Origin of the sequence: Candidatus Dechloromonas phosphoritropha (assembly GCA_016722705.1) — a bacterium.
In the GTDB taxonomy this organism is placed as follows: Bacteria; Pseudomonadota; Gammaproteobacteria; order Burkholderiales; family Rhodocyclaceae; genus Azonexus; species Azonexus phosphoritrophus.
Genome location: JADKGN010000001.1, coordinates 409,797 through 422,152 on the forward strand (window position 1 = coordinate 409,797; position 12,356 = coordinate 422,152).

The window sequence follows — 12,356 nt, forward strand, 5'->3', positions numbered from 1 at the left end:
CGGCTAACCCATCATTCCAAGGGACGCGCCGCGATAAAGCCACGTCGCGCCCCTGAATTCAAACGTTAGGCATGTCTCAAAATCAAAAAACGAAAGGAGGTGCGAACAATAAAAGTGATAGGCTAAACCCATTCAATCCACCAGTTGAAGAAGTAAGGAGAAAACCCATGAACATCAAACGTTACCTACTGAAACTCGTTGTACCCCTGGTACTGATAGGGGCACACGCTTTACTAGGAATCTCCATGGCATACGCCGAAGGCCCTGAACTTTTCACGCCATTGCCTGCTGGTCAGCTCAAAGATGTGAGCCCGGCGCAGACTCAACGCATCGACCAAATCAAACAGAGGCCAACGACGGCGTCGGTGATAATGGTGCGGATAGATGCCAACGCGCTAAGCGGCAACAGTACGCGAATGTCGTTGCCGAACGCCAAGACGCTTAATTTTGATAAAAGCAATGTCGAGACCCGGAATGCGGCCGATTTCACCTGGTTCGGCACTCTCTCCGGCGTTCCGGGCAAGGCGACATTGGTCGTCCACAACGGCAATATCACGGGAACCATAAGGGACGATGGTAATCTCTACCGCGTCGAGCCTGTTGGTAACGGCGTCCACGCGGTGATTAAAGTGGACGAGTCTCGTTTCCCCCCGGATCACCCTCCCTCTTTCAAGGTCAAAGAGAAACAGGGCGGCATCGAACCGAGGTCGCCAACAGAGGCGCTCGATACCCAACGTAGCGATGGCCCTGTTGGGATAGATGTGCTTGTCGCCTACACGACCGCTGCCCGCACGGCGGTTTCCGACATCGCCGCAACCATCCAGTTGGCTGTCGCCGAAGCCAACCAGTCTTATCAAAACAGCGGCGTCAACATAAAATTGACCCTAGTGGATAGCTTCGAAGTCGCCTATTCGGAGAGCGGGAAAAGTTTCGACACCATCCTTGCCGATTTCGTCGGCAGGGCGGATGTCAATAATCGGCGCAACAGCAGCGGCGCCGACATGGCCGCGATGATCATCAATCAGACCGACTATTGCGGCTTGGCCGACGCGATACAGGCCAATGCCTCGAACGCCTTCGCCATTGTCCATTACGACTGCGCCACCGGTTACTATTCGTTCGCGCACGAGTTGGGCCATCTGCAGGGCGCGCGTCATGATCCGGCGAACGATTCGACCAGCACGCCGTTTGCTTATGGGCACGGTCTTCAGCACACCTCGCCGACGCCAAGCTGGCGTACCATCATGGCCTACAACTGCTCCCCGAGCTGCCCGCGTTTGCAATACTGGTCCAATCCAAACGTTAATTACAATGGCATTGCGATGGGGACGGCAGCTACGAATAATAATGTCCGCGTACTAAACAATACTGCCAGCACGGTGGCCGGATTCAGGACCCCTCTGCCAACCTCTGATCTCGGTTCGATTTGGCGATTCACGGGAACCGCATGCAGCGGTAATTCCTGCCCAGGCTGGCAGAAATTTGACAACAACACAGCCACCGTGAGAATCGCCGCCGGCGGTAACAAGTTGTATCAACTGCACAATAGCGGCAAGATTTGGCAATCCACTGGTACCGCGTGCAGTGGCAATTCTTGTCCCGGTTGGCAGGTATTGGACAATAACCCTGCGACTATCGGAATAGTGACTGATGGGACTCAGTTGTATCAATTGCACAATAACGGCAAGATTTGGCGATACACGGGCACTCCTTGTAGCGGAAACTCTTGTCCTGGGTGGCAGATGCTGGACAATAACCCGGCAACCATCGCCATCGTTGCTGATGGAGGTCAATTATATCAATTGCACAATAGCGGCAAGATCTGGCGTTTCACCGGAACCGCGTGCAGCGGCAATTCCTGTCCAAGTTGGCAGATGTTGGACAATAATGCGGCTACGGTATCCATCGCAGCCGGTGGCGGCAAACTGTACCAATTGCATGATAGTGGCAAAGTCTGGCGCTTCACCGGTACGGTATGTAGTGCCAACTCTTGCCCTGGGTGGCAGATGCTTGACAATAATTCGGCAACCATCGCCATCGTAGCTGGCAGCCAGCTATATCAATTGCATAATACCGGGAAAATCTGGAAATCCACTGGGGCCGCTTGCAGTGGCAACTCCTGCCCAGGTTGGCAGATGTATGATAACAACCCAGCCACCATCGGAATCTATGCGGAGGCTAACCAGTTATATCAGCTGCATAATACCGGGAAAATCTGGAAATCCACTGGGGCCGCTTGCAGTGGCAACTCCTGCCCAGGCTGGAAGATGTTGGACAATAACGCAAACACAGGGCGAGTAGCCGCCGCCGGGGGTAAGCTTTATCAATTGCACGTGGCGCGTACCCCAATGACAAGGGCTCGTATCTGCTACGAGTGTAAGTAGCCAGGTAGCCCACCATACTTGCCTAACGATTAAGGTTAGATCGTGATCGCGAAGCGAGCCACGATCTGAACCGGTTGTTGAACAAGCCCGGTTCCGGGTTCCCTGCAAATAGCTTTTTGAATCCCTGCCCGAAGGTGGGCGGGATGCCCGATTCGCTGATCGGGTGGTGCCGGCATCAGCGCTCGAAGCGGGCCGATCCGGCAAATCCTGCGGTCAACACCCCATTTTTTGGTGATTTCCGGCCGAGCGCCGCCGTGGCGCCGGCGGGCGCACCGTCTTTCTGGAGGCCGTGGTTTACACGGCCGTCTCCGCTGTCAGCATCGAACTTCGTCGTCTGACAGCGCTGGCCGGAATCCGCCGCCGGATGATCTGCATCGGTGCGCCACAGCAAGGGCAAAGAAATGCCGGCCGGGGTTTCTCGATGGGCGGTGTGCGTGGCGCGATCCTGAGCACGAGGTGCAGCAAGGCAATCAGGCTTTTGCGGTTAGGGTGCAGAAAGCCGTAGTTCCGCGCCCGCCGGAAACCCTTGGGCAGCACGTGTTGCAGGATCAGGCGCAGGAAGTCGGCACCGGGCAGCGTACGCACCTTCATTTCGCCGCTATGGCTGTCGCGGTAGCGAAAGCTGACCTGGCCATTCTCACAGGACAGGATGTCGGACTCCCGGAGCACCCCGCGATAGAGGTAGCGGCCGAGATAGATGAGCGCCTTCTCGCCGTTGCCGACACTTTTGCAATCGGCCACCCATTTCTTTGGCAGTTGGCTGGGCAAGCTCAGCCCTTCCTGTTTCAACGCGGCGAGCAGTTTGCCGCGAAACACCTTGGCCAGCGCCTGGTGGTTGAACAGGTAGCCGGTCTTGGTCCGCCAGCGCCGCGTTTTTGGATCAAGGGTGGCCGCCGGCATGGCGAGATGGACATGCGGGTGCAGGTCGAGCCGGCGCGAGTGGGTGTGCAGCACCGCCACCGCCCCGGCTTCGCCCTTGAGTTTCCGGTCGTTACGGCAGAAGGCCTGCACCGTCGCCCAGGCGGCGGCGAACAACGCAGCATAGACGGCGCGTGCTTGCCGGAAAGCCAAGGGCCGCAGTTCGGCCGGCAAGGTGAAGGTGAGCAGAAAGTACTCGGCCGGCACTTGCAGGCGGCGCTGACGTTCCAGCCAGCGTTCGCTCTCGTGGTGCTGGCAGTGCGGGCAAAGCCGATGCCCGCAGGAATGTGGAATGAGCCGCCGTTCGGCGCAGTCCGGGCAGGCGGCGAGCAGGTGCGAGGCCATCGTGCTGCGACAGTGCTGCATCGCTTGGAGCGCCTGCCCCCGCTCCGGGGTGAGCTGCTGGCCGTAGCAGGCGCGGTAGTCGCCCTCATGCTGGCGGATGATCTCGGCGAGCGGGATCATCGGATGTTTCGCCAGTCGAGGACAAAGCCCTGCATCAGGGCATCGATGCGGGTCCGGGCCGATTCGTTGGTATGGCTGGTGAGGTGCGTGTAGCGGGCGGTGGTCAGGATGGAGTGGTGACCGAGGATCTTCTGGACTTCCAGCAGATCGACACCGTGCTCGATCAGGTGCGTGGCATAGCTGTGGCGCAGGCTGTGCGGGGTGATCTTTTTTTATGTCTGCGGCGTCCTCGCCGCAGACGGTATCCCAGCGATTAAGCCGCAGTCGGCCACGACTTTGCGCAGGGTGATTTGCACGCCACCGCGATCGAGCGGTGAAGTCGCCAGATGCGCGCCTTTCAGGCCGGCGTGGCGGTTGGGAAACAGGAGTTCGGGATGGCGATGCGTTTGCCAGAAACGGCGCAGCACCGAGAGCGTGGCCTGCGGCAGGGGCACGAGGCGATCCCGGTTGCCCTTGGCGTCGCGCACCTGGACGCGCAGGCGGGCGGCATCGATGTCACCGACCTTGAGCGCCAGCCCTTCACCCAGCCGTAGCCCAAGGCTGTAGAGGGTGAAGTAGAACACCCGGTAGCTGAGCACCCGCGTCGCCAGAAACAGGCGCTGCGCTTCGTCGACCGTGACAATGTCCGGCAGGCGCTGGGTCCTGGGCGGCTTGATCAGGTTCGGCATCGCCCAAGGCTGTTTCAGGATATGGGTGGTGAAGAATTTGAGGCCGTAGAGATCGAGCTTCACCGCGCTCCACGAGTGGGTGCCGATCAGGTCGCTGAAGTACTCGGTGAGTTGGGCTTCCGACAAGGCGTCGATGCGGTAATCGAAATACCCGCCGAGGCGCCGGATGGCGCGGGCGTAAGCGTCGATGGTCTTGGGTTGCAGGCCCTTCAGCTTCAGGTGTTTCAAGTGGCTGTCGTACTGCCGGGCAAAAGGCTCGGGGAAATCGTTCGTCATGCTGGTTTGTCCTCACGAAATGTTGCAGAATCGGTCCCTTCAAAACGAAGGAACCAACATCCAGGATAATTCGGAGGCAGCAGATTGAGGTCTTCTCCGCGTAGCGGCTTCGTTCAACAATCGCATCAACTCGGACTGCCCACAACGCTGTGCTTCGTGGGCAGCCGGTTATGCGTCACGTCAGGCCTCGAACCGAATGAAAGGTAAAGTGGATCCCTGAGTCAAGACAATAATGGCCTTGGTTTAAGCTGTACATTCGACTTCACATGCAGCTGGACGGCGCTGCCCCGTTTTTGACTTTGGTGTTGCTTCTGATCTTGTTTCTGCGGTGGAGGAATCCCCTGTGGAGCGTAGCGGAACAGGGGTGCCCTCCACCGCGCGCGGAAACTTATCGACGATCATGGCACCGCCACCGATCGCGGTTTGATGCACGACATCGGGCGTTTTGTCACCCAGAGACTGATGCGGACGCTCGCCGTTGTCCCCCAAGGAGATTTCCTGCGGGGCATGCTCCTCGTCAATCAGACCGCTGAGCAGAAGGTCGCTCTCATCAGACCAAGCTTGGGCTTACGTTGAGCATCGATTGTGGCGCGTGAGACGCCAGCCAGAACGCATTGCTGGACGAGTGCCACGGCATCATTGCGATCGATCCAGTCTTGTCGGGTCACGCAAGGCTGATCCCGGACTTTTTTTGAGCTAGTCGAGTTCCATCTTCAACTTGCCGATCTCGCTGTAGAGCAGCTCTGGCTCGCGGTGCGTGGCAACCGGCTTGGGGCCGCGCTTACCCTCAAACAGGGTCCTGGCCTGTTCCTGGATTGCCTTCTTCCACTGCCCGACCTGGACTGGATGTACCCCGTACTCCTGGCCGATCTCGTTGATCGTCTTCTTCACCCCACGTACCGCTTCCAGACCAACCTTGGCCTTGAACTCCGGGCTGCGATACTTCCTCGCCTTCGTTTCTCTCATTACGCCTTGCCCCTTATGACAGCGTCCAACTTAAACCGCTGTCTTGAAAACGGGGAACGCTATAAAGTGCGCAAGCGTGGGGTATCCGTGCGCGAAGCGTGGAGCACCACCAAGTCAGCGCATGGGCCATGGCGGCTGTCGAAGACGCTGGCATTAGCTTCCGCGCTACCATTACGCTTCTTCGAAACCTTAAAACTGCCCAGCCTTGCGCCACGTCAGGAATTCGATTCATCGAACCGCCGGATAAGTGATCCGTATGCCCGGTGGTATGGGAGGGAGGGGTCGCGAGACTTCTTCCTATCCCGATTGGGCGTCTAATTTGGAGTAACGCCATGGACAAACGAAAATATCTGGGGTCGTCTCAGAAAACGGAAAATAAAGCACGTTAAGCCGCTTGCAGTGATCGTAGCGGCCTGAATTTACCCGCGCCGATCTTGGCGCTGCTGCGCCAAAGGTAATCGCCGGTCAGGTTGATATGTTCCCAGCCCAACGGCGACAGGTACTGCAACAACGTGTCATCGACGGCATGGCCGTTCCCGCGCAGTGCGTTTGCCGCCCGCTCAAGATAGACCGTGTTCCACAGCACGATAGCAGCCGTCACCAGATTGAGGCCACTGGCCCGGTAGCGTTGCTGCTCGAAACTACGGTCGCGGATTTCGCCGAGGCGATTGAAGAACACGGCGCGGGCCAAGGCGTTACGTGCTTCACCCTTGTTCAGCCCAGCATTCACGCGGCGGCGCAACTCAACGCTTTGCAACCAGTCCAGAATAAACAGCGTGCGCTCGATGCGCCCCAACTCGCGCAGGGCGACGGCCAAGCCGTTCTGGCGCGGATAGCTGCCGAGCTTTCTCAGCATCAGCGAGGCAGTCACCGTGCCCTGCTTGATCGAGGTGGCCAACCGCAGGATTTCATCCCAATGTGCGCGAATGGCCTTGATGTTCAGTCGGTCGCTGCTGATCATCGGCTTGAGCGCGTCGTAACTGGCTTCGCCTTTTGGAATAAACACCTTTGTGTCGCCCAGATCGCGGATTCGCGGTGCAAAACGGAAGCCCAGCAGGTGCATCAAGCCGAAGACGTGATCGGTAAAGCCCGCCGTGTCGGTGTAGTGTTCCTCGATGCGCAAGTCGGACTCGTGATACAGCAGGCCGTCGAGCACATAGGTTGAATCGCGCACGCCCACGTTGACCACCTTGATGTGAAACGGCGCGTACTGGTCAGAAATGTGGGTGTAGAAAGTTCGCCCTGGGCTGCTGCCATATTTCGGGTTGATGTGACCTGTGCTCTCTGCTTTGCTACCGGTTCTGAAATTCTGGCCATCTGACGATGACGTAGTGGCGTCACCCCAATGTGCGGCAAAGGGATGCCGGAACTGCGCGTTCACCAACTCGGCCAGTGCTGTCGAATAGGTTTCGTCACGGATATGCCAGGCTTGCAGCCAAGACAGCTTGGCGTAGGTCGTGCCAGGGCAAGACTCGGCCATTTTGGTCAGACCCAGGTTGATCGCATCGGCCAGGACGGCGCACAGCAGCAGGTGCTTGTCCTTGGCCAGGTCGCCCGATTTCAGGTGTGCGAAGTGCCGGGTGAAACCCGTCCACTCATCCACCTCCAACAACAATTCGGTGATCTTGATGTGCGGCAGAGACATCGCCGTCTGGTCGATCAGCGCCTGCGCGGTGTCGGGCACCGCCGCATCCAGCGGCGTGATCTTCAAGCCGGACTCGGTGATGATGGCGTCCGGCAAGTCGTTGGCCAGCGCCATGCGGTTGACGGCAGCAAGCTACGCTTCCAGCAGCGTCAGCCGCTCGTGCAGGTACTTGTCGCAGTCGGTGGCCACGGCCAGTGGCAATTCACTGGCCTGCTTGAGGCTGGCGAATTTCTCGGGCGGCACCAGGTAGTCCTCGAAGTCCTTGAACTGGCGCGATCCCTGTACCCAGATGTCGCCAGAACGTAGCGCGTTCTTCAGTTCCGACAACGCGCACAACTCGTAGTAGCGCCGGTCGATACCGGCGTCGCTCATCACCAGTTTCTCCCAGCGTTTCTTGATGAAGCCGGTCGGGGCCTCGTTGGGCACCTTGCGGGCGTTGTCGGCATTCATGCCGCGCAGCACCTCGATGCCTTCGAGCACATCCTTGGCGGCAGGCGCAGCCCGCAGCTTGAGCACGGCCAGGAATTCCGGCGCGTAGCGGCGTAGCGTGGCGTAGCTCTCACCAATGCGGTGCAGGAAGTCGAAGTCTTCAGGCTGTGCGAGCTTCTGCGCCTCGGTGACGCTTTCGGCAAAGGCATCCCAGGACATGACGGTTTCGATGGCGGCGAACGGATCAGCGCCGCTTTGTTTAGCTTCGATCAGTGCCTGACCGATGCGCCCATACATGCGTACCTTGGCATTGATCGCCTTGCCGGATGCCTGGAACTGCTGCTGATGTTTGTTCTTGGCTGCGTTGAACAGCTTGCCCAGAATACGGTCGTGCAGGTCGATGATTTCGTCAATGACGGTGGCCATGCCCTCGATGGCGAGCGCAACCAAGGTGGCATAGCGCCGTTGCGACTCGAACTTAGCCAGGTCGGCAGGCGTCATCTGCCCGCCCTCGCGGGCGATCTTGAGCAGGCGATTCTGGTGAACCAGCCGCTCAATTCCTGCGGGCAGATCGAGGGCTTGCCAGGCTTTGAGACGTTCGATGTGTTCGAGCATGTGGCGCGAATTTGGCTTGACTGGGGACTGGCGCAGCCAAGCCAGCCAGGTTGTCTTGCCGTTGTCGCGGCGTTTCAGCAGGTCGTCGAGGCGACGGCGGTGTGCGTCCGACAGCGGCTCGGACAGTGTTTCGTAAATGCGCCGGTTGGCGCGGGTGATCGCCTCGGCACTGGCGCGCTCAATGGCGTTGATCGCTGGCAGAATGACCGACTGCCGCCGTAGGTGTTCAATCAAGGCACTGGCCAGCACGATGCCTTTGTCGGTCTGCATCGCCAGCTCGGTCAACGTGTGTACTGCCTGCCGATAGTGGCTCATGGTGAAGGACTGGAAGCCGAACACCGTTTGCAGCTCGGCCAAGTGCTCGCGCCGGGTCTGTTCTCGCTGCCCGTACTCGTTCCAGCTTTCGACGCCAACCTTGAGCTGATCGGCGACCAGTTTCAGCAAGGGCGGAAACGGCGGTTGATCGACGCCAAGGATGATGCCGGGAAACCGCAGGTAACAAAGCTGCACGGCAAAGCCTAATCGGTTTGCTGGCCCGCGCCGTTGCCGGATGAGGGACAGGTCGGTTTCGCTGAAGGTGTAATACCGGATCAGGTCGTCCTTGGTGTCCGGCAACGCCAGCAGGTTTTCCCGCTCGGCGGCGGACAAGATGGAACGACGTGGCATAGCTATCCAGTTCTCAGATATTGATACAGGGTTTCGCGGCTGATGCCATAGTCGCGGGCGACCGCTGCCTTTTGCTCACCCTCTGCAATGCGGCGTTTCAGTTCAACAATTTGCGGTTCGCTCAGGGACTTTTTCCGGCCCCGGTACGCGCCGCGCTGCTTGGCTAGCGCAATACCTTCACGCTGTCGCTCCCGAATCAAGGCACGCTCGAACTCGGCAAACGCGCCCATCACCGACAGCATGAGATTCGCCATCGGCGAGTCTTCGCCGGTGAAGGTCAGGCTTTCCTTGACGAACTCGATGCGCACGCCGCGCTTCGTCAGCTTTTGCACCAAGCGGCGCAAGTCGTCCAAGTTGCGGGCCAGCCGATCCATGCTATGCACCACCACCGTGTCGCCGTCGCGCACAAATGACAGCAAGGTGTCGAGTTCTGGGCGCTGGGTGTCTTTGCCCGATGCCTTGTCGACAAACACCTTGTCCACTTGGACTTGTTCAAGTTGCCGATCCGGGTTCTGGTCGAAGCTGCTGACCCGGACATAGCCGATACGTTGACCTTTCAAGACGCCTCCGATGCTGAATGTGTCAGGAAAGAATCTATGACGTTTGGTGGCATGCGTCAATAAATTGCAAACCAGAGCCTATTCTGACGCTGTATGTGCGGAGTTCCTGACATCAGGATAGGGTATAGCCCAATCTGACACCGGAAGAACCTCCAGCACAGATGAGGGTTCCCCGGATAGTCTCAGCCGTCAGCCCATCAGCACCTGAACCAACTGGTTTCCTTCCGGCGTGGACCAACTGCCGGCCAGTTCAGCGATCAGCTGATTGGTGGTGGTCAGCGTCACGCCGGCCCGCTCCATGCGGCGCAGCGCGATCTCATCAGCCATTTTGGTTGGCGAACCGCCGGCATCGGCAACGACCTGCACTTCGTAGCCCTGGCTGACCAGACTCAACGCCGGGTAGACCGTGCAGACATCATTGGTCACACCGGCCAGGATCAGCCGCTGGCGCCCGGTAGCCTTGACGGCAGCGGCGAACTGCTCGTCGTCCATTGCATTGACAATGCCCAGACGCTTGATACGGGCGGCAAACTCGGCTGGCAGGATGGTTTCAAATTCGCCCAGCAGCGGACCTTGAGCTGCCTCTTCCATGCTGGATGTCAGCACGGTCGGCAACTTCAGGATCCGGGCTGCTTTGGCCAGGATCAGCGCATTGCGCTTCATTTCGTCGAAGGTGGCGGAGGTGACCCAGCCCATCGTGCCGACCTGGTGGTCGATCAGTAGCAGGGCAGCGTTGTCGCCGGTGAATCTCTGGAAAGTCATGGTTATTTCTCCTTGGGGTTAAATGGAATACACAGGCATATTCCGGGCTTAGGCATGATCTGTCGACGCAATTGGGGAATCCAACGTGCCGAAATCACCGTGTTGGTAAGCCGCGATGGCGGCGGCGAGCGCCTCGGTCGAAGCGAGTGCCATCGGCCCTTGCCAATGCACTGGTTGGCGCAGAGGCGAACCAGCGAACAGCACGGCCTTGACACTTCCTTGCGTGGCGGCGAGCGTGATTGCCTGCGCTGTCGCTTGCGCCGGAAAGGCCGGTAGCGTGAACTTGTCGAGTTCGTAGTGCTGGCCGTTGACCGCCAACTTGCCGTAGATCGGCATGACGAAAACGCTCTGCCCGGCCGGAATGGGTACCGACAGTTCGGCGCCTGCATCGAGCGCAATATCAAGCAAGGTGACCTCGGTCGGCGGCTTCAGCGGCGAGCGTGTTTCGCCAAAGCTGCCGAGCGGTACGCGAATTATGACGCCCGGCAACTGCACAACCGGCACGTCCTCCGGCGCTAGACTCAGCGCGCGTGGCGCGTCACCTTGCCGTTCGCCGGCAAGATTGACGAAGATTTGCAGCATATGGACGGTCTTGCCTGTCTCGGCAGGAAATTCTTCATGCATCACGCCGCGGCCAGCGGCGGTCCAGTGCAGGCCGCCCGGTTGGATCAGGTTATGGTGGCCAAGCGAATCGCGGTTGTCGACACCGGTTTCCGCATCGAGGAACAGGTACGAGACTGCCGAGAAGCCGGCATGCGGATGCGGCGGAAAGGTAGTTGCGCTGATCCAGGCATGATCGACCCCGAGGAAGGGATCGATCGGCTCGGCCGTCTGGCCGCCACGCAGCGAGTAGGCGCGGAAGTGGCTGCCGATATTCATCTGCTGCAGGCGGGCGATGGTCGGTGTCATGGTGATATCCATCACAGCACCGCGCTGACGTTCAAGGTCGGATAGTCGGTATAGCCCTGGGCGCCGGGGGAGTAGAACGTATTCTTGTCCGGTGCGTTGAGCGACGCGCCTTGGCGGAAGCGCTCGGGCAAGTCCGGATTGGCGAGGAAGGTCGTACCGAACACCGCCGCGTCGGCCCGGCCTTCGGCAATCAATGCCTCGGCACGGGCCTGGTCAAGACCGCCGCCTATCAGGTAGGCGCCGTTGAAACGCGGGCGCAGTAACGCGTGATAATCGGTGCTGGTGCCGAACAGGGCAACGTGCAGGTAGGCGAGCTTGAGTTCGCGCAGTTGCTCGACCAGATAGGTATAAGTCTCTTGCGGCGTCGCATCGACGATGTCGTTGAAACCCATTTCCGGCGAAATCTTGATGCCGACGCGATCACCACCGGCTTCGGCAACCATCGCCGCCAGGACTTCCAGAACGAAGCGCGCGCGGTTAGCCACCGAACCACCGTATTGGTCCGCGCGCTGGTTGCTGCCCGAGGAGAGAAATTGTTCCGGCAGGTAACCCGACGCGGCATGCAACTCGACGCCATCGAAGCCGCCTGCCAACGCCCGGCGTGTCGCCTGGCGGTAATCCGCAACGATGCCGGTGATTTCGGCGATTTCCAGCGCACGCGGCATCATGAATTCTTCCATCCCGGCACCGGTCCAGGCCTGCCCGGCTGGCTTGACGGCAGACGGTGCCACAGGCTGCGCGCCGGCCGGGAGCAATGATGGATGCGAGATTCGCCCGCAGTGCATCAACTGCATAAAGATGCGGCCGCCCCGCGCATGGACGGCCTCGGTGACTTGCTTCCAGGCGGCGATCTGGGCCTCGGTCTCTATACCCGGCGTCCGGACATACCCCTTGCCCATGGCGCTGGGATAGACGCCCTCGGTGATGATCAGGCCGGCGCTGGCGCGCTGGGCATAGTAAGTGACGGACAAATCGCTGGGCACTCCGGCGTCATCGGCGCGCGAACGGGTCATTGGTGCCATGACCAGACGATTGGGCAATATCTGGCCGCCGATTTGGACAGAGGTGAATAGTTGCGTCATGCGGAACTCCT

At 59.5% G+C, this 12,356-nt stretch carries 9 protein-coding genes and 1 pseudogene; 1 reads left to right on the forward strand and 9 read right to left on the reverse strand.

Annotated features, from left to right (window positions below; all coding sequences use genetic code 11):
• Window positions 1–167 precede the first annotated feature (167 nt).
• Complete coding sequence (locus IPP03_02030) at window positions 168–2,384, forward strand: hypothetical protein (GenBank protein MBL0351519.1); 2,217 nt, start codon at window positions 168–170, stop codon at window positions 2,382–2,384.
• 294 nt (window positions 2,385–2,678) lie between these two features.
• Here IPP03_02030 and IPP03_02035 read toward each other — a convergent pair whose 3' ends face one another.
• The 9 genes and pseudogenes from IPP03_02035 to IPP03_02075 form a co-directional block, all read right to left on the reverse strand.
• The gene (locus tag IPP03_02035; protein MBL0351520.1) at window positions 2,679–3,767 is read right to left on the reverse strand and encodes a transposase; all 1,089 of its coding nucleotides are present in this window, start codon (window positions 3,765–3,767) and stop codon (window positions 2,679–2,681) included.
• Complete coding sequence (locus IPP03_02040; GenBank protein ID MBL0351521.1) at window positions 3,764–3,958, reverse strand: tyrosine-type recombinase/integrase; 195 nt, start codon at window positions 3,956–3,958, stop codon at window positions 3,764–3,766. The genes IPP03_02035 and IPP03_02040 overlap by 4 nt, the downstream gene beginning before the upstream one ends.
• Before the next feature lie 21 nt (window positions 3,959–3,979).
• A complete protein-coding gene (locus IPP03_02045; protein ID MBL0351522.1) occupies window positions 3,980–4,711 on the reverse strand; it encodes a site-specific integrase in 732 nt (243 codons plus the stop codon).
• A 696-nt stretch (window positions 4,712–5,407) separates the two neighbouring features.
• Entirely contained in the window at window positions 5,408–5,677 is a 270-nt protein-coding gene (locus IPP03_02050; protein ID MBL0351523.1) for a hypothetical protein, read from the reverse strand.
• Window positions 5,678–6,062: 385 nt separating this feature from the next.
• Window positions 6,063–9,032 (reverse strand): annotated as a pseudogene (locus IPP03_02055) (Tn3 family transposase).
• 2 nt (window positions 9,033–9,034) lie between these two features.
• On the reverse strand, window positions 9,035–9,592 hold the full coding sequence (locus IPP03_02060) for a recombinase family protein (GenBank protein ID MBL0351524.1): 558 nt from the start codon (window positions 9,590–9,592) through the stop codon (window positions 9,035–9,037).
• Window positions 9,593–9,781: 189 nt separating this feature from the next.
• Complete coding sequence (locus IPP03_02065) at window positions 9,782–10,354, reverse strand: isochorismatase family protein (GenBank protein ID MBL0351525.1); 573 nt, start codon at window positions 10,352–10,354, stop codon at window positions 9,782–9,784.
• A gap of 48 nt (window positions 10,355–10,402) precedes the next feature.
• Window positions 10,403–11,263, reverse strand: coding sequence for a pirin family protein (locus tag IPP03_02070; protein ID MBL0351526.1), 861 nt, complete (start codon window positions 11,261–11,263; stop codon window positions 10,403–10,405).
• A gap of 11 nt (window positions 11,264–11,274) precedes the next feature.
• Complete coding sequence (locus IPP03_02075) at window positions 11,275–12,345, reverse strand: alkene reductase (GenBank protein MBL0351527.1); 1,071 nt, start codon at window positions 12,343–12,345, stop codon at window positions 11,275–11,277.
• Between the last annotated feature and the right edge of the window lie 11 nt (window positions 12,346–12,356).